The following is a 24899-nucleotide window of genomic DNA, read 5'->3' as shown; positions in this document are numbered from 1 at the left end:
CCGTAACACCCTGTTGTCCGGGCCGGAGGTAACCGTGCCGACGCTCTACGTGGTGGCCACGCCTATCGGCAACCTCGAAGACATCACCGTCCGAGCCATGCGGGTGCTCAGGGATGCCAGCCTCATCGCCGCCGAAGACACCCGCCGCACCCTGAAGCTTCTAAACGCATTGGGCATTAAAAAGGCGCTGACCAGCTATTACGAGCATAACAAGCTGTCCAAGCTGGATTATATCCTCGGCCAGCTCGAAAAAGGCGATGTGGCGCTGGTATCGGACGCCGGCACGCCAGGTATCGCCGATCCGGGGGCCGAACTAATCGCCGCGGCTATCGGCCGGGGTTTCCTGGTAGAAGCAGTGCCGGGACCTTCGGCGGTCATGGCGGCGCTCTCGGTATCCGGCCTACCCGCCGCGGAGTTCAGGTTCGTCGCCTTCCTGCCGAGAAAGGCCGGAGAGCGCTCGGCAGTGCTGGCGAAGCTGGCGGCTGACCAGGCGACGCTGGTCTTTCTGGAGGCGCCGCACCGGCTGCGGGCGACACTCGCGGCCCTGATCGAGTCGCTGAGCGACCGCAAAGCGGCTGTCTGCCGCGAGCTGACCAAGCTCCACGAGGAGGTCTTCCGCGGCCGGTTGTCGGAAGCGCTCGAACATTTCACCGAGCCTCGAGGAGAGTTTGTCCTGGTGGTCGAAGGCGCGAAAACGGCCGAGCGAGAGCCGGTGCTCGACGAGACCGTCATTAACCGGCTGCGGTTGATGAAAGCGAAGGGAATTACCGCCAGGGACGCGGTCGACGAAGTGGCATCGGACAGCGGCCTCTCGCGCAAGGAGATCTATGGTGCTTGGCTTGAATTGGGCTAAACGTTTATAATACAGGGATATTTTCGGAGGACATAATGCGACGCGGATGTATTTCATTAGGCAATATCAAATGTGACGTTTGCGGCCGGATAGTCGGCTACCCCGAACGCTACCTGGTGGTGGATGAGAAGGACGGGGAGGAGGTACCCAAGGGTAACTCGGTGCGCTACTGCGTGGAGTGCGCTCTGACCAAGGGCTACGCCCACTACCGGGATGAGAAGGGCGAACGTACGCTGACTTTCCTGCCGTAGATATGTCGGAACGCATCTTTATCGGCGTGGCCTGGCCTTACGCCAACAACCGCCTGCACCTGGGGCACGTGGCCGGGGCTTACCTGCCCCCGGACATTTTCGCCCGGTATCATCGGACAAAGAGAAACGAAGTGCTGATGGTCTCCGGATCCGATCAGCATGGCACGCCGGTAACCATCAGGGCCGAGGCCGAGGGCAAGTCCCCGGCTGAGGTGGCGGCCTTCTTTCACCAGAAATTCGTGGATAGCTGGGCAGCCTTGGGCATCACCTTCGACCTGTACACCAACACCGGCACAGCCAACCACGCCGCGGTGGTCCAGGATATTTTCTTGAGGCTGCTCGACAAAGACTATCTCTACAAGGATATCGTATCGCAGCCTTACTGCACCAAGTGCAAGCGGTTCCTGCCCGACCGATATGTCGAAGGTGTCTGCCCGTCGTGCAAGCTGCCCGGTGCCCGCGGCGACCAGTGCGATGCCTGCGGCAAGCCTATGAACCCGGCCGACCTGCTGAATGCCTGCTGCAAGCTGTGCGGCGCGCCGCCGGAATTCCGGCACACGGAGCATTTCTTTCTGCGGCTATCGGCCTTTCAGCAAACCCTGCTTGAGTGGGTCAATCAAAATGTTGACCACTGGCGGCCTAACGTCCAGCGCTTCACACGGCGCTACCTCGAAGAAGGTTTGCGCGACCGGGCGATCACCCGGGACATAACATGGGGCATCCCGGTGCCGCTGCCGGGTTATGAAGATAAGCGCATCTACGTCTGGTTCGAGGCGGTTATCGGCTACCTTTCAGCCAGTAAGGAATGGGCCCAGGGATCGGGCGACCCAGAGGCGTGGCGGAAGTTCTGGCAGGAAGAGTGCAGGAGCTATTACTTCATCGGCAAGGACAACATTCCCTTCCACACCATCATCTGGCCGGCCATGCTCATGGGCTACGGAGGGCTGAACCTGCCTTACGACGTGCCATCGAACGAGTTTTTGACCGTCGAAGCGCAGAAGTTATCCAAGAGCAAGAATATCGCCATCTGGCTGGAAGACTTCCTCTCCCGCTACCAGCCCGACGCGTTACGCTACGTTCTGTCGGTCAACATGCCGGATACGTCGGATACAGATTTCTCCTGGCGCGAGTTCGTCCGGCGCAACAACGACGAACTGGTAGCCACTTACGGCAACCTGGTCAACCGGGTGCTTTCAATGCTCCAGCGCCATTTCGAGGGAAAAGTGCCCCAGCCCGGCGATCTCGATGAACGGTCGGCGGGTATTATCGACCGGACCGAAGAAACGCTCCGGACAATGGACGAGCTGCTCTATGCCTGCCGCTTCAAGGAAGCCATCAAGACGGCTATGGCCCTGGCCGCCGAGGCCAACCGCTATCTGGATGAGAAATCACCCTGGAAGGCGGTCAAGACTGATAAGAACGCTGCGGCCGCGGCTTTGTATACCGCGCTCTGTGTCATTTCCGGCCTGCGCACCGCTTTCTATCCGTTCCTGCCATTCAGTTCGGAGAAGCTGCACCGCTTTCTGGGTTACGGCGGCAGCGTTGAGGCTGACGGCTGGCAGCTGCGGCGACCGGTGCCCGAAGCGCCTTTAAACCCGCCGGAAGCCCTCTTCATCAAACTCGACGATTCGGTTGTTGATGAAGAGATGTCACGCCTCGGCCTATTGCCAACTAAGTAGCGAGCGACGATTTGGACCTGAAGACTCTTTACGCCCCGGTTGCCCGAGATCTGGCCGATGTCGAGACCAACTTCAAGGATCTGGCCGACTACTGGAAAGCCGAGTTTCCCGAGCTTCACGATATGCTGCTCCATATCCTGGTGGGCGGTAAAATTCTCCGGCCGGCACTGACCTTCATGGCCGGAAGCTGCGTCGACGGGCAGTCTAAAAAGATACTCAATATGGCTACCGCCAACGAACTGATGCATATAGCGACGCTGGTGCACGATGACGCCATAGACCGGGCCGACACCCGGCGGGGGCGGCTGACAGTGAACAAGCTTTGGGGGACCGAAAAAGCCATCCTGTTGGGTGACTTTCTTTTCGCCCGGGCCGGCGAGTTCGCCGCCTCGACCGACAACCTGCGGGTTACCAAGCTCTTTTCCCAGACGCTGGGCATCATCGCCGTAGGCGAGCTGCGGCAGGCGCGCGATATCTATTCGTCAGATCAGGGTATGGAGAAATACCTGCAGCGCATCGCCGGCAAGACAGCGGCTCTCCTCAAGATGTCGGCGGAGTCCGGAGCCATTCTGGCCGGCGGCACCGAGGCGCAGATTGAGGCTCTGGCCGGATACGGCTACAACCTGGGATTGGCTTTCCAGATCGTCGACGATATCCTGGACTTCATCGGCACCGAGGCCGAACTTGGCAAGCCGGTGGGTTCCGACCTGCGGCATGGCACGGTGACGCTGCCGGCACTGCTTTTAATCCAAAAACACCCGGGCGACAATCCGGTATCAGACTTTTTAGCCGGCAAAGACCGGGAAGGCAATATCGCCCGGGCAATCAAATTGATAAAAACCGAAGGTCTGATAGAAGAGAGCTACAAGCTGGCGGAGAGTTACTCCGGCAAGGCGGTCAGCCTGCTCGAAGGTTTGCCCGACACCGCCTGCCGCCGCGGCCTCTCGGCGCTGGCTGATTATCTGGTGCGGCGGCGGAATTAGACCGATGCCCAAGGGGAGGTTAGCCGTTCTTTCACCGGGTACGGCCTAGTTCTCTGCCAGGCAGGGCTGAACGCCCGGTAGTGTATCCGTAGCGCGTTATTCGAAAAAAGGCGCCCCTTTGGAAGGGGCGCCTTTTTTTATTTACGGATCGGTCAGGCGGGGGCGAAACCGGGAGCTGCGGTACCGGGTTCGGCGGGTTTCTCCTTCGCCTTAAGTGCCGGTTGGGCCTGTTTTTCCACCGCAGGTTCGATTGTTATAACCGCGGCTGGAGCTGCGGGCGGCGGCGAGCCGGGCGGCGGCAGAGGCTCGGTGAACAGTTTTTCCAGGCCGTCGCCTTCCAGTGTTTCCTCGGCCATCAGGTGTTCGGCGATGTATTGCAAACGGGCTTTGTTATCCACCAGAATGGTGCGCGCCGTCTGGTAAGCGGTTTGAATGATGGATTCGACTTCCTGGTCAATGAGATCGGCGGTTTTCTCGCCGTAGTCGCGCTGTTCGTGAATTTCCTTGCCAAGGAAGACCATTTCTTCCTTGCTGCCGAAGGTGCGCGGCCCGAGTTTTTCGCTCATGCCGTAGGAGGTGACCATCTTCTTGGCTAGGTTGGTGGCTTCTTTGAAATCCTGGGAAGCGCCGGTGGACATCTCGCCGAACATGATCTCCTCGGCGATGCGGCCGCCCATGGAGATGGCGATCTTGGCCTTGAACTGAGAATCGGTGGCTATATAGCGGTCCTCAGCGGGCAACTGCTTGGTGTAGCCGCCGGCCATGCCACGGGCAACGATGGTGATTTTGTGCACCGGGTCAGCCTGGGGCAGCATCCGGGCTACAAGGGCATGACCGGCTTCATGATAGGCGGTGATCTCTTTCTCATGCGCCGAGACTTTGCGGCTTTTACGCTCCGGCCCGGCGATGACCCGGTCGATCGACTCCTCGAGGTCTGACATCTCGACGGCTTTTTTATCGGCACGGGCGGCTAAAATGGCGGCCTCGTTCATCAGGTTGGAAAGATCGGCGCCGGAGAAGCCGATGGTTTGCTTGGCCAGGTTCTCCAGGTTGACATCGTCCGCCAGGGGTTTGCCCTTGGCGTGGATCTTGAGGATTGCCAGGCGCCCGTTCAGGTCAGGCATGTCCAGCACCACCCGCCTGTCGAAGCGGCCGGGCCGCAGCAACGCCGGGTCGAGGACATCCGGGCGGTTGGTGGCGGCAATGACAATGATGGTGGTATTAGCTTCAAAGCCGTCCATTTCCACCAGGATCTGGTTAAGTGTTTGTTCGCGCTCATCGTGACTGCCGCCCAGGCCGGCGCCGCGCTGGCGGCCGACGGCGTCGATCTCATCGATGAAAATAATGCACGGGGCGTTGCGCTTGGCCTGCTCGAACAGGTCGCGGACGCGGGAGGCGCCGACGCCGACAAACATCTCCACGAACTCCGAACCGGAAATGGAGAAAAAGGGCACGCCAGCCTCGCCGGCGATGGCCCGGGCGAGCAGCGTCTTGCCGGTGCCGGGGTAGCCGATTAAAAGGACGCCTTTGGGAATGCGGGCGCCGAGAGCCTGGAACTTCTCGCGCGATTTCAAAAACTCGACGATTTCCTGGACTTCCTGCTTGGCCTCATCTACGCCGGCTACGTTTTCGAATGTGGTCGTCGGCTTATCGACGTTGAAGAGCTTGGCCCGGGAGCGGCCGAAGCTCATGGCCTGGTTGTTGGCGCCGCGCGCCTGGCTGAACAGGAAGATGATCATGCCGCCGATGAATAGTATCGGGATGAGGTTGATCAGGATGGAACCCCAGTCGAAGCCGGAGGAACCCTTGATATTAACCTCAGCGACACCGCTAAGTTCGATGCCGGGGATGTCGTAGATCGAGGTCAACTGCTCCTTATAGGTGAAAAGCTCCCTCGGCGGGTTGTCCCGGGTGATGAAGTCTATGCGTTCGCCTTCGACGGTGATCTCAGAGACGTTATTTGCCTGGGTTTCGGCGACGAGGACGCTCTGCGCCACCTCCTCCGGCTGGTCCTGGGTATTAGGGAGGAGGATGGCAAAGATGATGATGCTGGCGACCAGCATGACGACATAAGCAATGGTGGTGCGCTTCCAGTTAAATTTCATGTTGCCTCAAACCGGAATCTAAACTTTGAAAAAAGTTTACAGAATATTATACCAAAGCATTATACTTTTGGCGACAAATCACGGAAAACGCTCTGCAGCAGCAAGGCGTCTTCCTCGATATTGGGGCTTTCGCAGATGAGCAAGCCGCCGGCTTTGACGTCGGCCAGAGCTTGCAGCAGTTCTTCGTAGTGGAAGTCCGACTCCTGAAGGTTGAGATGCCGCCGCTCGCCGCTGCCGCGGTATTCGATCCCCGACACGTGAAGGTGGAGATCGTCAAGGGATTCCCGTCCCAGCGCCTCCCCAAGCCGCTCCAGCACCTCCGCGAACTCGGCGTAGGAGTTGTAACGGCCGGTGGCGGCGTGGAGGTGGGCGAAATCGACCGCCGGGGAGACGCCTGGCATTTCCTTAGACAGGCGGATGAGTTCGGCCAGATTCCCAAACTGGGAGGTCTTGCCCGCCAGTTCCGGCCGCAGGGTGATTTTCACCCCCTCATCGCGCAATTTGCCCAGGACTGTTTCGATTTCGGCCTTGATGACATCGTAAACCGCCTCCGGGGAGTCCTTCAAATAGTAGCCGGCATGAAAAACGATAGTCTCGGCTCCGGCGGCGGCGGCCATCCGGGCGGCATGGTGCAGCACGCCCCCGGCCTGGCGCCGGCGCGTTTCATCGGCGTGGTTAAGGTTCAGGTAGTAGGGCGCGTGGCAGGACAGCCTCAGGCCGAGTTTCCTGGCGACATAGGCCACCGGCGCGGCGGTGTTGTCCTTCAAATAGATACCGCGGACGAACTCGATCTCCATTCCGGAAAGACCAAGTTCAGCGACGCGCTTCAGGCCGGCCACGGTATCGCCGGTGGCTTTGGTGGAGGCCGGGATACCGGCGGTGCCGAAGCGGAGCATATCTAAGTATATCAGCTTTCAGCCATCAGCCGTCAGCTTTTCAGTCACTCCAGATTATCAGCCTCGCACTCAGCGGCGGCAGTCATCATCCCGTCCAGTTCGTCCTGGAAAAAGAACCTGCTGTCGCCAAAGGCTGGCTTCAAGTCGCGGTACCAGACCGCGCTGTCGTCGTATTCACTGAAGAACGGCCGGCCGATCCAGTCCGGATTCCGGCCCTGGATCATGCGGAAAGCCATTACTTTCCGCCCTTGAACTTCCGCCGCGCCCAGTACCTGAATCTTGCCGGGAAGGCATGACATCACCGGTCCCCGTATGGTGCGACAAATACCGCTGACCTGCTGATAGGCTTCACGGTAGATCTGCCATGCCTTGACCAGCGGCACGGAAAAATACTGCTGCGCTCCGGTATTCCGAGCGATGAACAAGTAATATGGAACACAGCCCAGAGCCACTTGCGCCCGCCACATCTCCGCCAGAGCCTCAGGCGAATCATTGATGTGCTGGAGCAAAGGGGATTGCGTCCGGATGATTGCGCCGGTATCGTTAATACGGTCTATGGCCGCCCTGACCGCTTCCCCTTTTAGTTCAGCCGGATGGTTGAAGTGAGCCATGAAGGCCAGGTGTTTGCCGGCGATCTTCACTTCCCGGAACAGGTTCAGCAGCTCCGACGAATCATCGTCGGTCAGGAACCGCTGCGGCCAGTACGAGAGGGCTTTGGAACCGATGCGGATATTGCGCAGATGAGGTATTTCAGCATCCAGGAGCGGCTTGATATAGGCGGCGAGTATCCTCGATTTCATTACCAGCGGATCGCCGCCGGTGAAAAGCACGTCGGTGATCTGTGGATTGGCAGCCACATAATCAACCAGCGTCTGCGGCTCCTTGCTGGAGATTTTTAAGTCCTTAATGCCGACGAACTGCGGCCAGCGGAAACAGAAGGTGCAATAAGCGTGACAGGTCTGTCCCTGCCCCGGGAAAAAGACCAGCGTCTCCCGGTATTTATGCTGAAAACCGTGGAGTTCGCGGCCGCACCAGACGGGGGTGTTGAGATCAAGCTGCCCCGCGGGGTGCGGGTTAAGCGACGCTCTGATCTCGTTGGCGACCGCAGTGATCTCCGTTTTTGCCGCTCCCGCATCGATCAGCTTCTCCACAGTTTCAAAATGCTCCGGGGAGAGCATGCCCCTTTGCGGAAAGGTCAGGATAAACATAGGATCATCCGGGACTTTTGACCAATCGATTAATTGCTCGACGACGTATTTATTAGTCTTGAACGGCAGCACCGAGCCGACGATCTCGATGTCTCTTTTCTGTTGCTCTGACAGGGCTTCAGCCACCTGAGGGATGTTCCTGAAATTATTGATGTCGTATGACTGGTATTTCATAGTGAATACCTCCCTTTATAGTGAATGGTCCCCGGTCAAGAGGCGGTCGAAAACAAGGAAACAGGTCAAGAACCTGGCGCCTGTTTTCAGCTAAAAAGACCGGGACGGGACAGTGAGGCGATATCAGATTATTAAAGGAGCGCGGTAGCGCAGTGGATTGATTAAAGGATGCTTTATGGGATAAAATGCCGCCATATTCGGCCAATCGGCCTGGCAGCCGCCTATTTCAGATTCAGGCGCTGCCGGAACCAGCCGGATACTCTGGGACCGTGAACGGTTAATTATACCACAGCGCCGGAGGATGCAAAGTTGGGCTCGGGAATGTTCCATTGCTCTTAACCAGCCGTAGATTCAAACATCCCGTTGTGCTCCTATACAATCTCGATCTGACATGGCCGGCAGAGGAACAGCGCACCGCGACAGAGGCAGCGGAGGCGTTGGTCAAAGCCCTTGCCGAGGCCGGTTGCGGTCCAGTTCCGGTTCCTGTAACTCACGCCGATCTCGAAACAAAACTCAAGGATTTCAGCCCGCTCGACCACATTGTCCTCAACTGGTGCGAAGGTCTGCCCGGGGTTCCCCATAGCGAGTGGCTGGTCGCGGCGCAGCTTGAACGTTCCGGTTTCACGTTCACCGGAGCGAGCGCCGCCAGCCTGGCACTGGCCCAGGATAAACGTAGCATCAAAAGACTTCTTGACGAAAAAGCTTTACCCACACCCGTCTGGCAGGCTTTTACCACAGCCTCCGCGGTCTGCTGGCAACGCTTTCCGGCCATCGTCAAGCCCTCCGCGGAGCATTGCAGCGAGGGGATAGACCGCGACGCCGTCTGCCTGAACGAGGCTGAGCTGAAGGCGCGGGTCGAGTATATCGTCGAACGGTACCGGCAACCGGTTTTGGTGGAAGAGTTCATCGACGGCCGAGAATTTCATGTTTCACTCTGGGGAAACCATAAGATTGACGTGCTGCCGCCCGCCGAGATGGAGTTTTCCATGTTCAACGATCAGCACGACCGGATATGCAGTTATGAGGCTAAATTTGTGCCAGATTCGATCTCCTACCAGAATATCAGGACGATACTGCCCGCCGTCCTGAGCGAGGAGGAGGCCGCCGAATTGGATCGGGTGTGCCGGTCCGCTTACACCGTGACCGGCTGCCGCGATTATGCCCGGATTGACCTGAGGATGAAGGACGGCGTCTTCTACATCATAGATGTCAATCCCAACTGCGATATCAGCCCTGACACCAGCACCATCATGGCAGCCGAGCACATCGGCTGCAGCTATGGCGACTTCGGGCGCCGTATGATCGAGCTGGCGGCGCAAAGGCTGCCGTGGAAAGGGATGCCCTAGGAAGGGCGTGTTATAATCCGGCTATGACCGTCGCTCGTCCCGGCCTCTATGTCTGGGTGACCTGGCTGGCTAAACTAATGGCCGGCGAGGTTCAGTGCCATTGGGCGGCGCATTTCCGCGCCCGATACATGGGCTACGTAAAAGCGCCGTCCGATTTCCAGGCGGCGGCCTGGATGGTGGCCCACAACCAGTGTCTCGACGAGTTATGCCGGGAATGCGCCGGCGCGGCGGCGGTGTTTAAGGAAGACCAGAACCAGTTCCGGGTGACTCGAAAGAGCGGGACGGTCGTTTCCGGTAAACCGGACGTCATCGCCCTCGACCACAGCGGCGGAGCGACGGTGTACGACATCAAGACCGGTTCTCCGCGGCATTCTGACATTATCCAGGTAATGCTCTATATGCTGATGCTGCCTTACGGCTCTCCGGTATACAAGGGCAAGAAGCTCTCCGGCTGCGTGGTGTACCAGGGCTCCAGGACGCCGATCCCGGCAACGGCAATTGATAAAGAGTTTCAGGACCGGGTGACCTATTTTCTCAACATCCTGGAGGCTCAAGAGCCGCCGCGGCGGGCGCCGTCCGCCGCGGAGTGTCGCTTCTGTGACCTGACACGCGCCGACTGCCCGGAGAAGATCGAACTTGAGGATGAGTTACCAGTAGAAAGGGAGATGCCGTTTTAGATGGGGACTGTATCTTTTAAAGCCCGGATATTCTCGTCGTGCTTAGGATGAAACCTGAGGTCCTGCACGATTTATCACGCCCAATATAGGTCAAACAGTAGATTACCGCGCCTTTCTTTCAAGGAAAGTCCCCGTGCAACGACTGAGAGGCGATGGCATGCGCACGACACTTCCTGTAACGAACGATATGATATAATCCGGTGATATGAATGCTTCCAAAACGGGCGAATTCAGGTTGATCGACCGAATTATCGAAGAGATCAAAAAGGTCGAACCGGGGGACTGGGACAGCCTGATATCAGGTATCGGCGACGACGCGGCGGTCATCGAATTCAAGAGCAAATACCAACTGGCCACGACCGACAGCCTGATTGAAGATATCCACTTTGAGATGAACTTCCTGGACTGGGAGGCGCTGGGCTGGAAGGCGCTGGCGGTCAATCTTTCGGACATCGCCGCCATGGGCGGGACGCCTAAATACGCGCTGGTATCGCTGAACCTGCCGGCCTCGACTGACTTTGACGACGTGGTCAGGCTTTACCGGGGGATGCTGCAACTGGCCAAAGCTTCAGGAACGATTATAGCCGGGGGCAACATCTCCCGCGCCGAAAAACTGGCGGTGCACATCACCGCCGTTGGGGAGGCGGCCGGTAAATCCAAAACGCTGCTGCGCGGCGCGGCGCGGAACGGCGATCTGATCGCCGTCACCGGCAGCCTGGGCGGGGCGGCGGCGGCGCTGGAGACGCCTTACCGATCGATTAATATAGACCGGCAGGACGCCGAGGCTCTTAAGAAAGCCTTCTGGCGGCCGCAGCCGCGCCTGGAGGCAGGCAAAGTCATGGTCAAGCACGGCATCCGCTGTGCCATCGATATCTCCGACGGGCTGCTGGCTGACCTGGGTCACATCCTTGAGGCCAGCGGGACGGGGGCGAGGATTGAAGCCTGTAAGATTCCGGTTAACCCGGCCGCCACGGCGACCTGCGGCGCAAAGTCGCTGGAGTTGGCGCTCACCGGCGGCGAAGACTATGAACTGCTGTTCACCGGCAAGGCCGGAGCTGTCAAAAGGGTGGCCAGTGACGCTGGCTGCCCGGTGACGGTCATCGGCAAGATCACCCGCCATGCCGGCAAACTGGAAGTTATGGACAGCCGAGGCCGCAGGATGAACATCGAAGGCGGCGGGTGGCGGCATTTTTAGGCCAGAACTACAGATTCTGAAGCATCGGGCGGGTCAAAGACCCGCCCCTACGATGTAACCGGGCGAATCAGGATGAAATCGATCAGATTTGAATCGAAGACGGCAGCGGTGACGCGGAAGATAGGGCAGGCTATCGGCCAGGGGTTGCGGCCTGGAGACGTCATTCTTTTAGCCGGGCCTTTGGGCGCGGGCAAGACGACGCTGGTGCAGGGGATCGCCAAAGGGCTTGGGGTCATGGGCAGCGTCATGAGCCCGACCTTTGTGTTGATGCGGGAATTGGAAGGACGCCTGAAGCTTTACCACCTGGACCTCTACCGCCTCGAAAAGATGCCCGAGATCGCCGACCTGGGACTGGATGACTACCTCTTCGGCGGAGGGGTGACAGTTGTCGAGTGGGCTGACCGGGCGACTGCGCTGTGGCCGGAAGACCATTTGCGCATTGACCTGGAATACGGGGAAGGCGCCAGGGGGCGGAGGCTGCGGGCTGAGGCTCATGGGGAACGATACCGCAAGCTACTCAACGATCTGGCGGCCAAATTTGGGGACGGGCGATGACGACGGTTTTAGCCATAGATTGCGCCACCAGCCGCACCGGGCTGGCACTGGTTAAGGGCGGCGAAGTCGTCGCCGAGATATGCTGGTTGACCAGGCACAACCAGACGGTCGAGATGTACCCGAGGCTCGATGCCCTCCTGAAGGATTCGGGGATCGGCTTTAAAGAAATTGATGCCCTGGCCGTGACCAAAGGCCCGGGCAGTTACAACGGAGTGCGGGTAGGGATGGCGGCGGCTAAAGGGTTTGCTTTCGCCCTGGGCAAGCCGCTGATCGGCGTTTCAACGCTGGAGGCTGAGGCGCGGCGGTTCACGGGCACCAACCGGCCGGTTACCGCAGTTCTGCCGCTCGGACACGATTATGCCGTTGCCGTTTTCGAGGAAATCGGTGGTACCTGGGAAAAAAGTGTCGGCGAACAGGCGATGACAGCCGGCGAACTCATTGCCGCGCTTAAACCCCTAACTATTTTGACCGGGGATATCCCCGAACGCCTGATCTCAGCGCTGCGCGAGTCAGGGCCTGATGTGGATATCGTCTGTGAGGCAGAGGTATCCCGGGCGGCGGCGCTGGGGCGGATAGCGATAGAACGCCTGGAAAGGGGCGAAACCGACAGCGCCGCCTCGCTTCAGGCGCTGTACCTGCGGCGGCCGCAGGTGACGCTTCCCAGGACACCCAGGGATATGACCGGGGTGCCGGGCCGCGGTGTCATCTGGGATATGGACGGTGTTATAATCGACTCCGCCGACCTGCACTACCGGTCATGGAAGGACGCCATGGAAAAACGGGGCATCCTGATGAGCCGGGCGCAGTTCGACGAGACCTTCGGGCGGCGCAATGATGATATCATCGAACACGTCACCGGGAAGCGGCCGGCGGGCTTTGAAGTAGCGAGCATAAGCGGCGAAAAGGAAGAGGCTTACCGGGAAATGGTGCGCGGCGGCGCCCGGTTTTTCCCGGGGGTGCTGGAACTGATGCGCTCTCTTAAAGAGGGCGGTTTCAAGCAGGCGATCGCGTCTTCGGCGCCGGCGGCCAATGTGGCGCTGATCATCGAAGAGATGAAACTCAGCCCGTTCATCGAAGCCGCCGTCGACGGGTCACAGGTTTCTAGGGGCAAGCCGGACCCGGAGGTCTTCATCAGGGCGGCATCAATGCTGGGACTGCAGGCTGCGGCTTGCCTGGTCATCGAAGATGCGGCGGCCGGAGTCGAGGCGGCGCGCCGGGCCGGGATGGCGGTCATTGCGGTAACCAATACGCTGCCGGCGGCGCGGCTGTTGGCAGCCGATCTGGTGGTTGGTTCGCTCGAAGAAGTCGAAGCGGCGAGAGTGCTGGACCTGATCAATTCAAAAGCGGAAAAGCCAGCCCAAGAAAGTCGCCCCTGAAAAAGTCCTTCGTGGTTCATCCGAAGGCCCTCAGAATGACAGAATAATTTAAGGAGCATAGATGGAAAGAACCCTGGTTCTGGTCAAACCCGACGCCGTGGCTAAAGGCTGTTCCGGCGCCATCCTGGCGAGGCTGGAGGCTACCGGAGCCAAGTTGGTGGCGGTCAAGATGCTGCAGATACCCAGAGCTTTAGCGGAAAAGCACTACGAGGCGCACCGGGCCAAGCCCTTTTTTGCCGGCGTGGTTGGTTTTATCACCTCCGGGCCGGTGGTGGCCGCGGTCTTTGAGGGCGAAGGCGCGGTGGCCAAAGTGCGCAAGGCAATGGGTGCCACCAACCCGGTCAACGCCGAGCCGGGCACCATCCGCAAGGATTTTGCCGAGAGCATCGAGCGCAACGCCGTTCACGGCTCTGATTCCCCGGAATCGGCGGCGATCGAGATCAGCCTGTATTTCAAACCCGAAGAAATTATCTCTCGCTGAAAGAATCTCGGCGGAGGAAGCGGCGGGCTTCCTCCGCTTTTTAGCCGGAGACCGGAACGCTGCTATAATCATCCGAAGAGATGAACGGTAAAGGCTACCTGGCGCTGGTGTCTAAAAAAGCCGGCGGCTTCCGCCCCGGTGTCTGCCGCCAGTTAGACCGCACCTTCAGCAGGGCGGGCATCCCGCTGCGGTTTCATTTTATCGAAGACGCGGCGCAACTGGCGGCGGAGATGGATTGGGCGCTCGGCTCCGGCTACCGCGACTTCATAGCGGTGGGCGGCGACGGCACAGTCAGCCGGGTGGCCTCTTTTTTATACGGCCATCCGCACCGGCTGGCTATCATTCCGGCCGGTACAGCCAACACCCTGGCGCGGTTGCTCAGGGTGCCGCTGACCACCGGCCGGGCGGTCAGGCTGGCCGCCTTATCGAACCGGACTAAAGCGGTTGACGGCATGGATGTCGACGGCAGATTGTATCTACTGAATGTCTCGACAGGGCTGTCTGCGGCTTCGCTGGACTGTCTGGACGATAAAGAAAAAGCGGCGCTGGGCATGGCTTCTTACGTTGTCGGCGTGGCCAGGGCGACGCTGAAGACCTCGCCGCAGGATTACGAGGTCACTATCGACGGGCGGCCTTCGGCTACCCGGGCGGTCGAGATCCACGTTACCAACAACGGCGTGCTGGCGACGCCGCAGTACCACCTCCACGAAGGCTCGCGCATCGACGACGGCAAAGTGGAGGTGCTGGGGTTGTCCCGGCTATCTCCGACCACTGTCGCCGGGGCTGTCCTGGACGTGCTGCTGCGGCGAAAAAAGCGCGCCATCAGGCTTATCGGTGAAGGGAAGGCAATTCGGATTGCCAGCGAGCCGAGGATGGCGGTCCAGGGCGACGGCGATATTATCGGTCCGACTCCGGTCACCATCCTGGTGCGGCCGCAGGCCATTAACTTTATCGTGCCCGAGTGAATACGCGAATCACCAACAGGGCGGAAGGCATCGTCGCATGAGTCCTGAGAATAAGGCAAGCGAATTTAATCTGGCTCCGGTGCTGGCGCTCATCGAGCAGAAGCGCAAGCGCCACGGGGAAAAATACCAGCGGTTTATCGGCGCAGTGGCGGCGCTGCTGCGGGCCAAGTTTCCGGAAGCATTTGGCAAAATGCCCGATGACCGGCTGAGTGAGATGATCGCTTTTGTCGATGTCGTCGGCGAGGATTCCAAGGCGATGATGAAGCGCCTCAAGGAGGGTTGCGCCGGCTGCGGCTGGTGCTGCTCCCAGACCTCGGGCATTATTGTCTCCGCGGAGGACGCCGAGCGTATCAGCCGGGAGTTGAAGCAGAAGAAAGCCGACCTCTTTGTCTTCAGGGAGGGCGTCTGGTGGATCAAAGATGCTCACCCGTGCCGCTGGTGGAATCCACGCAACGGGCGGTGTCGCATCTATAACATCAGACCGCAGACCTGCCGCAATTGGCCGACCATCGACAACCATGACGGCGTGGCTTGTCTGCAGCCGGTAGCCGAATGTGCCTACGCCGTCAGAGTGACGGCGGTCAAGGTGCTGGACATGCTGGATCCGGCGAAACCGCGTTAGCGCCGGGGGCGGTTATTGAAGAGCCAGGACGGTTTTCGCCTGCGGCCACAGCCGGTCGAAATCATATAGGGCTCGCTTCTCCGGAGTGAAGACATGCATCATCACCGGGCCGTAATCAACGATCAGCCAGTCCTGGTCCGGTCCGAGACCTTCGGTGTGCAGCGGGCGGACGCTTTCTTTTTTGAGCTTGTCCGAGACTTCATCCAGGATTGCTCGCGCCAGGCGGGTATTGTCGGCGGAGAGCACTACCTGGTAGTCAGTGATAGGCGACAGGCCGCGTACGTCGGTAACGACGATATCGGCCCCCTGTTTTTCAGAGGCGATATCGGCGATGCGGCGGGCGATCTCAATGGTTTCCAGCGGGGTACCTCCAGCGTGGTCAGTCAACGTTCGTTTATTATATCATAGGGTACCCGGGACGAAGTACTGCGGTACAACCGCCCCGGAGAGGAGGCGCTTTCTATGGTTTTCATGAGGGTTTGCGGCTTGATCCTGATTGTGGCGGCGATTATCTGCATGTTTGCCGCAGTTATCGCCGGCGATTCAGTGGCTTTATTCGTGGCAGCGCTGGTGACCGGAGTCATCGGCAATATCCTTTTCTGGATGGCCAAACAGCGGCAAGGCTGAGATGAGTCCGACTCCGAAAGCGAGGCGCCGCAGGCGCGCTCCGGCGGCCCCTGGCGACAACCCTGACCTCCTGCCGGTTGAGGCGCCCCAGCCCGTGTGGTATATTACAGTTCTTGCCTTTCCCGGAGGGATCGCATAGTGGTCTAGTGCGGGCGCCTGCTAAGCGCTTGCCTCGGGTAACCGGGGTCGGGAGTTCGAATCTCCCTCCCTCCGCCAGTACGCCTCGATGTCATCGGCCATTCCTACTTGAATGTGTTTCAGTATCCATGCCTCCATCGGGTTTTTCATTGGATCAACAGCCAATTCGGTTTCCGGTACTATTTTCTGCCGTATTCGGTACTAAAGGGGGATTGTGACATTTCTGGTTGGGGGCTAGGATAGAGACGGTGACAGAAAGTTTGTTGGAGTAAGGTATGGTTAAGAAAAATGCTGAAAAAGTTGAAGACGCCAAAGAGGAAGAACTCGAGGCTGTTGAAGTGGTCCGGCCTCCGGCTAAGATAGACGTAACCGAACTGATGCAATCTTCCACCCAAGCGGCGCCTAAGCAAACTGAAGAAGAGACTGAAGACCTAAACGTCGATGAGGTTGTTAAGGCGGTTGGCGGTCCTGAAGTCGCCGAAGCTATTAAACCTGCGGGTATTGAAGCCGCGATCAAAAACGGGCCTTCGATGATCGAGCAGATAGCCTCTCAAGCGCGTTTAGAAGCCCAACGGGCGTCGGAAGCGGCAATGAAAGAATACCGCAACCGCCTTCAAGGGATTCTGGCCGATCTGCAGCGTAACGTCCGTGATGAAGGTGCCCGGGTAGCCGACGAAATTTGTTCCGCTATTACCGAGAAGATCCGGCGGGCGATGGCGGTCCAGACTGAAAAGAAAGCTCAGGCTATAGCTGATGAGTTGATTCTGAACTGGCAGATTGAAGCAGAAAGCTTCCCGCAGCACCTTTTCCCGGGTATCGCCGGGATGCCGGAGGAGACCGAGAAGCATAAGATGAGCGAAATGCCCGCAGTGAAAGCGGCTGCCGAATCTGCCAAAGCCGCGGCGCAGGAAGAAACTGATAGCGACGATTCAGCCGAGGATACCGAACTTCCTGATTCGAAAACGGTGTTCGATTTCGCTTCGTTTATCTCCAGGTCAAAAACCCCGGTCAAATCATAAACTTTCGCCCTCCCTGAGCAAACGCCCTGCTCCGGCGGAGCAGGGCGTTTGCTTTTTACCGGATTGTCGCCGGCCGGTTCGACGTCTATAATGACGGTTGGTCTGTCTCACAAGTTCCCGTTAACCGGTACCGTGCTAAAGGCGTTTACGGTTATAGTGTAGATATAAATATTCACCTTGCAGATAACGGATTGAGTAGGATTCAGACCGGGGACTTATCTCAGCCTATGACCGACAGCTTTATGATTCCTTATGCCTAGCTATCATATCTTCACCATCGGTTGCCAGATGAACCAGGCCGAGGCCGAGAGGTTGGAGTGCCTGCTGGCGCAGAAAGACTTTTTCCCTGTCGGGACAGCTGAAGCGGCTGATCTGGTACTGTTGGTAAGCTGTGCCGTGCGCGGCAGCGCCGAAGACCGGATCACTAACCGCCTGGCGCTGCTGCGGCGGATGAAGCAGCGCCGGCCGTCGCTCAGGGTCGTCTTGACCGGGTGTATGGTCGAAGACAATCTCCCGGCAATGAAAAAAAAGTACCCCATGGTAGACCACTTCTTCAGTGCCGGATCGCTGCCGGATTTCCTCGACGAACTACCAGCGGACATACTGCCGGCGTCTCCAGCGGTGGCCGAGTACGTGCCTATTATTCAGGGCTGCGACAACTTCTGTTCCTATTGTATTGTGCCTTACCGGCGCGGCCGGGAGAGGTCGCGGTCGCTTGAAACCATCGTTGCTGAAGTCAGGGAACTGGTACGCCGCGGCGCCCGCGAGGTGACGCTGCTGGGGCAAAACGTCAATGCCTGGGGCCACGACCTGGAAGGGACTCCGGATCTGGCCGATCTCCTGGCGGCGGTGGATGCAGTCAGCGGGCTGTGCCGTATCCGTTTCCTGACCAATCATCCCAAGGATATGAGCCAGCGGCTCATCGAAGCGATGTCAACCCTTTCAAAAGTATGCCCTTCGTTGAATTTGCCGGCGCAGGCCGGCGATGACGCTGTCCTTGAGCGCATGCGCCGCGGCTATACTATCGGTGAATACAAACGCCTCGCAGCCGCTATCCGGCAGGCGGTGCCGGTAGCTGGCCTGACCACCGACATCATCGTCGGCTTCCCCGGCGAAACTGCGGAACAGTTCAGCAATACCCGCAGGCTGCTGGAAGAACTCAGGTTCGATGCAGTCCATCTGGCGGCATACTCGCCGCGGCCGGGCACCGAAGCGGCTGAAAAATACCCCGACGATGTGTGTAAAATGGAGAAAGGGCGGCGGCTGGCCGAACTCGAAGTCCTCCAGGAGAGCATCGCCCGGCAGATAAACGAAGCCTGCATCGGGCAGACCGTCGAGGTGCTGGTCGAGGACTTGCATAATACACAGTGGCGAGGCCGGGAACGGCGTGGTAAACTGGTGTTCTTCAAGGGCAAAGCGGATCTCAAAGGGCAAATTGTAAATGTGAGGATCACCGGCGCCGGGCCCTGGTCGCTTCGCGGCGAGGCGGCGGAGCCGGCTGAGATCCGGCCTTAATACTGCAAGGAGAATAAATGACCAACGACACAGTGACCTTAATCGGCTTCATGGTATTGATGTTCATCATGTTTTATTTTTTGATCATCCGGCCGCAGCAGAAGCGTCAGAAATCTCAACAGCAGATGTTGTCCGAACTCAAGCGCGGCGATAAAGTAATAACTATCGGCGGCATCTTCGGGGTGATCGAAGCCATCGACGAGAAGAGCGTAGTTATCAAAACCGAATCCGGAAACCTGCTGCGCCTGGTCCGTGGCGGCATCGCTATGAAGCAGCAGGAAGAGGAAACCGCTCAGCCATAACCGCCGCCTTTTCAGGCAGCCCAACGGAGGCCTATTGGCGTCATACGACTTCATCATCGTCGGTTCCGGCATCGCCGGACTGTACAGCGCCCTGTTGGCTCACCGCCGCGGCAGCGTGCTGATCGTCACCAAGGGGAGCATCGAAGAATGCAACACTCGTTATGCCCAGGGGGGCATTGCCGCCGCCATCGGCCCCGGCGATTCAGCCGCTCTCCACTTTAAGGATACGGTCAGCGCCGGCGCCGGGCTGTCCGACGAGGCGATGGTGCATATCCTGGCCGAGGAAGCGCCGCTGCGGATCAGGGATCTTATAGAGATGGGCGTGCCGTTCGACACCGTCGAGGGAGAGGTTGCTTTGACCCTCGAAGCGGCTCACAGCGTGCCTCGAATTCTCCATGCCGGCGGCGACGCCACCGGCCGACACATTGAAGAAACGCTGTCTGCCAGGGTGCGGACCGCCGGGATTCGGGTAGCCGAGCACACCCTGGTCACCGAGATCCTGGTTGAAGGCGGCCGGGCAGCCGGCTTGAAGACGCTGTCGGCGCTCACCAGGAAATTTGAGACCTGCACCTGCCGGCACCTTATCCTGGCTTCGGGCGGCGCCGGCCAGCTATTTTCGTTGACCACCAATCCGGTAGTAGCTACCGGCGATGGTGTCGCCCTGGCCTACCGCGCCGGAGCCGATGTCATGGACATGGAATTTTTCCAGTTCCATCCCACCGCTTTGAAACTGGCCGGGGCGCCGCCTTTTCTTATCTCCGAATCGGTCCGCGGGGAGGGCGGTCTGCTGCGCAACGTCGACGGCCGGCGCTTTATGACCGATTATCATGAGAAGGCTGAACTTGCCCCGCGCGACATCGTCTCCCGCGCGATCGTGTCTGAAATGACCCGGACCGCGGCGCCAAGCGTGTTTCTTGATCTCAGCCACCTTCCGGCGGCGCTGGTGCTGACCCGCTTTCCGCAAATCTACCGCCAGTGCCGCGAATACGGGTTGGATATCACCCGGGACTTGATACCGGTGGCCCCGGCGGCTCATTACATGATTGGCGGCGTCAGGGTGGACGCCTGGGGGGCGTCTTCCCTGCCGGGCTTATACGCCGCCGGCGAAGTGTCCTGCACCGGCGTTCACGGCGCCAATCGCCTCGCCTCCAATTCCCTTCTTGAGGTCCTGGTATTCTGTCACCGCATCGTCGAGCATACGGGCCGCGCCGGCAGGGCGGCTGGCATGACCCCGGCGCAGCGCCGAAGGCTTGCCCCGGCCGAGCTTAATAAGGTAACATCACTACCTGACAAAAGCCGGCTGCAGGACTTGATGTGGCGGTACGGCGGCATTGTCAGGGACGGCGCGGGTCTCAAAGAACTGGCGGCCACCCTGGCAGCATGGCAGGCGGCTGCGGGTCAACCGGTTGACCGGGAATCACAAGAACTGCGCAACCTGATAATCTGCGGCCGGCTGCTGGCTGAGGCGGCACTGTACCGCGAAGAAAGCCGCGGGGCGCACTACCGCGCCGATTTCCCCTGGACATCAGAAAAATGGCGCCGGCACATACTCATCGGCATCGGGTAAGGAGGTAACAATGGCAACCCAGGTTCAAATAGAGCAGATCATCGACACTGCGCTATCCGAGGATCTCGGGCGCGGCGACAAAACTACCGAACTGGTTATTCCGCCGAGCCTCGGCGGCACCGCCGGCATCATCGCCCGGGAGGCGGCGATGGTCTGCGGCGCTGAAATCATCCGCATCGCTTTCCTTAAAGTGGACAATACGCTTCAGATCAAAGTCAACGTGCCCGACGGCGGCAGGGTCAAGCCGGGGGATGTGGTGCTGCTGGTCACTGGCCGGGTCAGCAGCATCCTGAAGACGGAACGGGTGGCCTTAAACATCCTGTCTCACCTCTCAGGCATCGCCACGGCAACCGCGGCTTACATCGAAAAGGTTAAAGGGCTGGATGTCAAGATTTCCGATACCCGTAAGACGCTGCCCGGCCTGCGCCTGCTGGAAAAATACGCCGTCTACGCCGCCGGCGGTCAGAACCACCGGCCGGACCTGGCCAGCGGCCTCCTGATTAAAGACAATCACCTGACAGCCCTCTCTGCCCGCGGCATCTCTATAGCCGATGCCATCGCCAAAGCCAAACAGGGGGGGCGGGGTATGAAAGTCGAGATCGAGGTTCAGAATCTGGACCAGTTGCAGCAGGCTATTTCCGGCGGAGCGGATATCATCATGCTCGACAATATGTCCGTTGAGGACATGAAAAAGGCGGTCAAAATGGTACCGGCGTCAATCAAGCTGGAAGCCTCAGGCGGCATTACTCTGGATAACGTTCGGGCGGTGGCTGAAACCGGCGTTGATGTCATTTCGGTCGGCGCCATTACCCATTCTGCCAAGTCCATCGATTTCAGCCTGTCGTTCGTGACCGGACGCCCGGCGCAATAGAATCTCGGCCAGTTATCGCTGAAATCCCCGCCGGGCACCCGGCGGGGATTTCTGTTATTGAGGCCCGGCTTCGGTAGACGGCCGATAATCGGCACGGCGTTCGACCCCGGGAACGGCGCCGGCTCCCGGCTGCATCAACTCGCAAAAGACCGGGATGAGGCTCGGGTCGAATTGAGTGCCGGCGCAGCGGCGGAGTTCTGTCAGGGCGTCCTTTAACGCCAGCTGGTTGCGGTAAGGTCGGGGGGAGGTGATGGCGTCGTAGGCATCCGCCACGGACAGTATGCGCGCCTCCAAGGGTATGGCGGGACCTTTGAGTCCCTGAGGATAGCCGGTGCCATCCCAGTTTTCATGGTGATGCATGATAGCCGGCAGGCATTGGGACAGATCGGTGACGTGGCGCAGTATTTCAACGCCGAGTTCCGGGTGAGTGCGGATAGGTTCCCATTCTTTCTGCTCCAGCGCCCCCGGTTTGGTCAGGATCGAGTCCGGCACGCCGATTTTGCCGATGTCATGCAGCAGGCCGGCGGCGCGGATGGTATGAATTGTTTCCTGCCCCAGCCGCAATGCTTCAGCCAGGGCGACGGCGTATTCTGAAACTTTGCGCGAGTGGCCGTAGGTATAGTGGTCTTTAGCGTCAACGGTGGCAGCCAGAGCATAAATGATCGACAGGGCTTTGGGTTGGGAATCCCCTTCAACTGCGGCCGCGGCCGGTTGAGCCACAGGCTGCTGGACCTCAGAAGCCAGACAGGTGCGGTTGCGCCCGGTCTGCTTGGCGCGGTAGAGGGCTATATCCGCGCGGTGAATGACCTCTTCCTTCATCACCCCGTCCGACGGCCAGGTAGCCACGCCCAGAGAAGCGGTCACCGGCATCTCCCGGAAGCTGGATTTAGCCTCAACCGTTTTTCTTAACCGTTCCGCCACCCGGTAGGCGTCTTCGATCCGGGTTTCAGGCAGGATGATGGCGAATTCCTCGCCGCCGTAGCGGAAAGACAGATCAATAGACCTGACGGAACTCTGAATGATCTTGCCGACCTTTCTGAGCAGTTGATCGCCGGCCAAATGGCCGTAGATGTCGTTGTATACTTTGAACAGGTCGAGGTCGAGGATGATGAGCGAGAAAGAGATGCCGAAGCGGCTACCTCGGGCGATCTCCTGTTCTATCCGCTCGTGGAAGTGGCGGTGGTTGTACAGGCCGGTGAGCTCGTCGGTGTTGGCGCGGGTAGTCGCCTGAACATAAAGCTGGGCATTCTCGATGATTACCCCGGCCTGAGAGGCGATCCTGGAGATGAGTTCCAGGTCCTCGGTGTTGTAGATGCCGCCGCGTTTCTTCTGACCGACGGCGATCAGGCCGATGAGCTTGCCGCGGCTCTTGATAGGATGGAGCAGGGCCAGGTTGGCGCCGGTAAGCTGTTCGCGCTCAGTCTGCCACAGGCCTTTGAACTCCGGGATGGACTCGACCTGCGACGGCGCCAGGGGGCGGCCTTCGCGGTCCATCCATTCGATGATGGGATTATCGACCGGTAGGCGTAGCGTCCCGCGCAGTTCATGATTGTCCGGGAAGGTGTACTGGACGGTGAAATCGGCGGCGCTGTTGTCCTGGAAAAGCAGGGCGGCATGGGTGATGCCCAGGGCTTTGGTCAGGGGTGGCAGGAGAGCCTGGGACAGCTCGTCCAGGTTGAGAATGTGGCTCATTTTGGTAGAAAAATTCAACAGCTCAAGACGGTGGCGGTAAGTGTCCCTGTAAAACAGCCGATCGATTGAAACCGAGATAAAATGGGCCAGCGATCGGCCGGACAGCGCCAGCATGGTGACAGCAATCCCGGCGATGAGAACAATGGTGGAGTTGGGGGCGCCGGGGAACAGTCGGGAGACGATGAAGACCAGCCCGCCGTAACCGGCGCCGATGGCAGCCACCAGGGCGATTAAAGTCAGGCCGCGGCGGGCGACCAGCTTGATGTCGAACAAATGGTATCGGGACATGGCATAGGCGATGAGACCGGCGTTGGCGATATTGCCCAGGTGGTCGGTGGTCAGTCCAGCCAGAGCCGGCGTGAACGGGGTGACGTAGCTGAACAGGATCAGCGCGCCGGAGCCGATGATGAGATAAATGGTTCGGTTGCGGTCCACCGGGTCAGTCGAGGCGCGGTAACGGCGGATCAGCATGACCATGCCGGCGGCGATGAACGGGGCTATGAAGCCGCCGACGATTAGGTCCCACGGCCGGATGTCGTGAAACAGATAGCCGTCCACCAGCCGGACGTTGCTGACCACTTCGCCTGCCAGCGCCAGTCCGAGGAGGACAAGTGTAAAGATATAGCCGATCCAGATCCAGATGCCGCCGCTCTTGTTGTTGTAAGCCCGTACGAAATGAAAATAGGCGATGCTGACCCAGGCGATAGCGACGACTACCATCTCGTTCCAGAACTGAAGGTATCCAGGGCTGGCCGCTGAATTGAATACCAGCATGAAGGAACTGAAACTCCAGAGAGCGCCGACGCCGAGAAAATAGGCGAAGAAGCGGTTGGCGCGGCGCTCCGAATCCTGGACGACCATAAATAAAAGGATGATATATACCACGCTGGCCACCAGCGGGATGACTGCCCAGCCGTTGAAGCGTCCGATTTCCGGCACGGCGCCGTTAATGCCGAAGGTCACCGAAATAATACCGGCCAGCGAAATGACCACGGCGGGGACTATAAGCACGTAGGTCAATCCCCGGTGCGGATCGCGGAATTTGAGGTTGACGAAGCGGAAGCGGGAGACAATTAACCCGATAAAGGCGGCGTTGATGAAGCTGGCGAGCTGGTCGATCGGCAGTCCGGAAATATTGGGATCGCCGCTGAGATTAGAGAAACCGGCGGTAACGGTAATGAGGAGTCCGCCGAGCAGGAACAAGACACTCTGCCTTTCGAGTCCCGGCGCTAGGGAGCGGTACTTTCGCAGCAAGCCGGCGGCGATGAGTCCGGCCATGACCGCGCTGGCGGCGGCGATGAGGTAAACCGGCGCCCCGATTTCCGAGTAAACGATGCCATCCTCGACACGGGCGGATTCAACCAGTTGCCCGGCGGCGGCCAGCCCGGCGACAACAGCCAGCACGCTGTAAGCCGCCACCAGGCCGGGGCCTGCTTTGTCATAGACATAGACGCGGACGAAATGAAAATAGGCGACCAGCGCCCAGACAAGGCTGACCGCCAGCAGGTTGTTCCACAGCAATGTCTCCGATGCCGGGGCATCCAGGTGAATCATGAAGGAGCAGAAGCCCCACACCGAAGCCGCCGCCAAAAAATAAGCCAGGTAGCGGCTGACCCGTTGCTGAGCGTTGGGCAGGACTAAAAGCAGCAGAAGCAGGTAGGCGAGGCATGCGGCCAGCGGTATAGCGGCCCAGATATTCAATCGTTACCGGCTCCGGAAGAAAATACCGTTTGTTGCCACATTATGGCTGTCGCCAGTTTGGATGTCAACGTAAACCATCGTAAGACCGGGTAAAATGGTAC

Annotated in this window: 23 protein-coding genes and 1 tRNA gene; 19 read left to right on the top strand and 5 right to left on the bottom strand. The window is 59.2% G+C overall.

Going from position 1 to position 24899, the window contains the following annotated elements:
- Window positions 1-34 precede the first annotated feature (34 nt).
- From rsmI to ABV300_RS08705, 4 genes are read left to right on the top strand one after another with little or no spacing between them, the layout of a single operon-like run.
- Window positions 35-853 (top strand): 16S rRNA (cytidine(1402)-2'-O)-methyltransferase, encoded by an 819-nt coding sequence (gene rsmI / locus ABV300_RS08720; RefSeq protein ID WP_353714463.1) that lies wholly within the window; start codon window positions 35-37, stop codon window positions 851-853.
- 35 nt (window positions 854-888) lie between these two features.
- A complete protein-coding gene (locus ABV300_RS08715; RefSeq protein ID WP_058439059.1) occupies window positions 889-1104 on the top strand; it encodes a hypothetical protein in 216 nt (71 codons plus the stop codon).
- Between the two features lie 2 nt (window positions 1105-1106).
- Window positions 1107-2783: a methionine--tRNA ligase gene (gene metG / locus ABV300_RS08710; protein ID WP_353714462.1), complete on the top strand. Its 1677-nt coding sequence runs from the start codon at window positions 1107-1109 to the stop codon at window positions 2781-2783.
- Between the two features lie 11 nt (window positions 2784-2794).
- Window positions 2795-3766 (top strand): polyprenyl synthetase family protein, encoded by a 972-nt coding sequence (locus tag ABV300_RS08705; protein ID WP_353714461.1) that lies wholly within the window; start codon window positions 2795-2797, stop codon window positions 3764-3766.
- 152 nt (window positions 3767-3918) lie between these two features.
- On the opposite strand, the gene ftsH is transcribed toward ABV300_RS08705, so the two are convergent.
- Genes ftsH through ABV300_RS08690 form a run of 3 tightly spaced genes read right to left on the bottom strand, consistent with a single transcriptional unit; the run spans window position 3919 to window position 8149 of the window.
- Window positions 3919-5871 (bottom strand): ATP-dependent zinc metalloprotease FtsH, encoded by a 1953-nt coding sequence (ftsH, locus tag ABV300_RS08700; protein WP_353714460.1) that lies wholly within the window; start codon window positions 5869-5871, stop codon window positions 3919-3921.
- A 59-nt stretch (window positions 5872-5930) separates the two neighbouring features.
- On the bottom strand, window positions 5931-6767 hold the full coding sequence (locus tag ABV300_RS08695) for a TIM barrel protein (RefSeq protein ID WP_353714459.1): 837 nt from the start codon (window positions 6765-6767) through the stop codon (window positions 5931-5933).
- A gap of 44 nt (window positions 6768-6811) precedes the next feature.
- On the bottom strand, window positions 6812-8149 hold the full coding sequence (locus tag ABV300_RS08690) for a lysine 2,3-aminomutase (protein WP_353714458.1): 1338 nt from the start codon (window positions 8147-8149) through the stop codon (window positions 6812-6814).
- Between the two features lie 437 nt (window positions 8150-8586).
- Between ABV300_RS08690 and ABV300_RS08685 the strand changes: the two genes are divergently transcribed.
- The 8 genes from ABV300_RS08685 to ABV300_RS08650 all read left to right on the top strand — a co-directional run bounded on the left by ABV300_RS08685 (window position 8587) and on the right by ABV300_RS08650 (window position 15366).
- Window positions 8587-9495 (top strand): ATP-grasp domain-containing protein, encoded by a 909-nt coding sequence (locus ABV300_RS08685; RefSeq protein ID WP_353714457.1) that lies wholly within the window; start codon window positions 8587-8589, stop codon window positions 9493-9495.
- A gap of 23 nt (window positions 9496-9518) precedes the next feature.
- A complete protein-coding gene (locus ABV300_RS08680) occupies window positions 9519-10172 on the top strand; it encodes a PD-(D/E)XK nuclease family protein (RefSeq protein ID WP_353714456.1) in 654 nt (217 codons plus the stop codon).
- A 205-nt stretch (window positions 10173-10377) separates the two neighbouring features.
- Window positions 10378-11367, top strand: coding sequence for a thiamine-phosphate kinase (gene thiL / locus ABV300_RS08675; protein ID WP_353714455.1), 990 nt, complete (start codon window positions 10378-10380; stop codon window positions 11365-11367).
- A 72-nt stretch (window positions 11368-11439) separates the two neighbouring features.
- Window positions 11440-11922: a tRNA (adenosine(37)-N6)-threonylcarbamoyltransferase complex ATPase subunit type 1 TsaE gene (gene tsaE, locus ABV300_RS08670; RefSeq protein ID WP_353714454.1), complete on the top strand. Its 483-nt coding sequence runs from the start codon at window positions 11440-11442 to the stop codon at window positions 11920-11922.
- Window positions 11919-13298, top strand: a complete 1380-nt coding sequence (gene tsaB, locus ABV300_RS08665) for a tRNA (adenosine(37)-N6)-threonylcarbamoyltransferase complex dimerization subunit type 1 TsaB (RefSeq protein ID WP_353714453.1) — start codon at window positions 11919-11921, stop codon at window positions 13296-13298. Before tsaE ends, tsaB begins: the two co-directional genes overlap by 4 nt.
- 61 nt (window positions 13299-13359) lie before the next feature.
- Window positions 13360-13779 (top strand): nucleoside-diphosphate kinase, encoded by a 420-nt coding sequence (ndk, locus tag ABV300_RS08660; RefSeq protein WP_353714452.1) that lies wholly within the window; start codon window positions 13360-13362, stop codon window positions 13777-13779.
- A gap of 80 nt (window positions 13780-13859) precedes the next feature.
- Window positions 13860-14744 carry a diacylglycerol kinase family protein gene (locus tag ABV300_RS08655; protein ID WP_353714451.1) on the top strand — a complete coding sequence of 295 codons (885 nt, stop codon included), beginning with the start codon at window positions 13860-13862 and terminating at the stop codon, window positions 14742-14744.
- 37 nt (window positions 14745-14781) lie between these two features.
- Complete coding sequence (locus ABV300_RS08650; protein WP_353714450.1) at window positions 14782-15366, top strand: YkgJ family cysteine cluster protein; 585 nt, start codon at window positions 14782-14784, stop codon at window positions 15364-15366.
- A gap of 12 nt (window positions 15367-15378) precedes the next feature.
- Here the strand turns inward: ABV300_RS08650 and rsfS are convergent, their stop codons facing one another.
- On the bottom strand, window positions 15379-15753 hold the full coding sequence (gene rsfS / locus ABV300_RS08645) for a ribosome silencing factor (RefSeq protein ID WP_353714449.1): 375 nt from the start codon (window positions 15751-15753) through the stop codon (window positions 15379-15381).
- 75 nt (window positions 15754-15828) lie between these two features.
- Here rsfS and ABV300_RS08640 point away from each other — a divergent pair, with 75 nt between their 5' ends.
- The 7 genes from ABV300_RS08640 to nadC all read left to right on the top strand — a co-directional run bounded on the left by ABV300_RS08640 (window position 15829) and on the right by nadC (window position 21405).
- A complete protein-coding gene (locus ABV300_RS08640; RefSeq protein WP_353714448.1) occupies window positions 15829-15993 on the top strand; it encodes a hypothetical protein in 165 nt (54 codons plus the stop codon).
- A 124-nt stretch (window positions 15994-16117) separates the two neighbouring features.
- Window positions 16118-16209: transfer RNA gene (locus tag ABV300_RS08635), tRNA-Ser, on the top strand.
- A 197-nt stretch (window positions 16210-16406) separates the two neighbouring features.
- Entirely contained in the window at window positions 16407-17150 is a 744-nt protein-coding gene (locus ABV300_RS08630) for a hypothetical protein (protein WP_353714447.1), read from the top strand.
- Between the two features lie 252 nt (window positions 17151-17402).
- Window positions 17403-18665, top strand: coding sequence for a tRNA (N6-isopentenyl adenosine(37)-C2)-methylthiotransferase MiaB (gene miaB / locus ABV300_RS08625; protein ID WP_353714446.1), 1263 nt, complete (start codon window positions 17403-17405; stop codon window positions 18663-18665).
- A 17-nt stretch (window positions 18666-18682) separates the two neighbouring features.
- Window positions 18683-18967: a preprotein translocase subunit YajC gene (gene yajC / locus ABV300_RS08620; protein ID WP_058439095.1), complete on the top strand. Its 285-nt coding sequence runs from the start codon at window positions 18683-18685 to the stop codon at window positions 18965-18967.
- A gap of 34 nt (window positions 18968-19001) precedes the next feature.
- Window positions 19002-20534 carry an L-aspartate oxidase gene (gene nadB / locus ABV300_RS08615; protein WP_353714445.1) on the top strand — a complete coding sequence of 511 codons (1533 nt, stop codon included), beginning with the start codon at window positions 19002-19004 and terminating at the stop codon, window positions 20532-20534.
- A gap of 10 nt (window positions 20535-20544) precedes the next feature.
- Window positions 20545-21405 carry a carboxylating nicotinate-nucleotide diphosphorylase gene (nadC, locus tag ABV300_RS08610; protein ID WP_353714444.1) on the top strand — a complete coding sequence of 287 codons (861 nt, stop codon included), beginning with the start codon at window positions 20545-20547 and terminating at the stop codon, window positions 21403-21405.
- 54 nt (window positions 21406-21459) lie between these two features.
- On the opposite strand, the gene ABV300_RS08605 is transcribed toward nadC, so the two are convergent.
- Window positions 21460-24798, bottom strand: coding sequence for a diguanylate cyclase (locus ABV300_RS08605; RefSeq protein WP_353714443.1), 3339 nt, complete (start codon window positions 24796-24798; stop codon window positions 21460-21462).
- Window positions 24799-24899 lie beyond the last annotated feature (101 nt).

The organism is Dehalogenimonas sp. 4OHTPN, assembly GCF_040448695.1.
Taxonomy (GTDB): Bacteria; Chloroflexota; Dehalococcoidia; order Dehalococcoidales; family Dehalococcoidaceae; genus Dehalogenimonas.
The sequence above is the reverse complement of the archived record's forward strand: the minus strand, read 5'-3'. Positions and strand labels throughout refer to the sequence as shown.

Excerpts from the sequence above, each read along its gene's own strand:
- tsaE (WP_353714454.1), top strand. The coding sequence starts at position 11,440 with ATGAAATCGATCAGATTTGAATCGAAGACGGCAGCGGTGACGCGGAAG.
- yajC (WP_058439095.1), top strand. The coding sequence starts at position 18,683 with ATGACCAACGACACAGTGACCTTAATCGGCTTCATGGTATTGATGTTC.
- ABV300_RS08680 (WP_353714456.1), top strand. The coding sequence starts at position 9,519 with ATGACCGTCGCTCGTCCCGGCCTCTATGTCTGGGTGACCTGGCTGGCT.
- ndk (WP_353714452.1), top strand. The coding sequence starts at position 13,360 with ATGGAAAGAACCCTGGTTCTGGTCAAACCCGACGCCGTGGCTAAAGGC.
- ABV300_RS08715 (WP_058439059.1), top strand. The coding sequence starts at position 889 with ATGCGACGCGGATGTATTTCATTAGGCAATATCAAATGTGACGTTTGC.
- ABV300_RS08640 (WP_353714448.1), top strand. The coding sequence starts at position 15,829 with ATGGTTTTCATGAGGGTTTGCGGCTTGATCCTGATTGTGGCGGCGATT.
- tsaB (WP_353714453.1), top strand. The coding sequence starts at position 11,919 with ATGACGACGGTTTTAGCCATAGATTGCGCCACCAGCCGCACCGGGCTG.
- ftsH (WP_353714460.1), bottom strand. The coding sequence starts at position 5,871 with ATGAAATTTAACTGGAAGCGCACCACCATTGCTTATGTCGTCATGCTG.
- thiL (WP_353714455.1), top strand. The coding sequence starts at position 10,378 with ATGAATGCTTCCAAAACGGGCGAATTCAGGTTGATCGACCGAATTATC.
- metG (WP_353714462.1), top strand. The coding sequence starts at position 1,107 with ATGTCGGAACGCATCTTTATCGGCGTGGCCTGGCCTTACGCCAACAAC.
- ABV300_RS08690 (WP_353714458.1), bottom strand. The coding sequence starts at position 8,149 with ATGAAATACCAGTCATACGACATCAATAATTTCAGGAACATCCCTCAG.
- ABV300_RS08630 (WP_353714447.1), top strand. The coding sequence starts at position 16,407 with ATGGTTAAGAAAAATGCTGAAAAAGTTGAAGACGCCAAAGAGGAAGAA.
- ABV300_RS08650 (WP_353714450.1), top strand. The coding sequence starts at position 14,782 with ATGAGTCCTGAGAATAAGGCAAGCGAATTTAATCTGGCTCCGGTGCTG.
- miaB (WP_353714446.1), top strand. The coding sequence starts at position 17,403 with ATGCCTAGCTATCATATCTTCACCATCGGTTGCCAGATGAACCAGGCC.
- ABV300_RS08655 (WP_353714451.1), top strand. The coding sequence starts at position 13,860 with ATGAACGGTAAAGGCTACCTGGCGCTGGTGTCTAAAAAAGCCGGCGGC.
- ABV300_RS08695 (WP_353714459.1), bottom strand. The coding sequence starts at position 6,767 with ATGCTCCGCTTCGGCACCGCCGGTATCCCGGCCTCCACCAAAGCCACC.
- nadC (WP_353714444.1), top strand. The coding sequence starts at position 20,545 with ATGGCAACCCAGGTTCAAATAGAGCAGATCATCGACACTGCGCTATCC.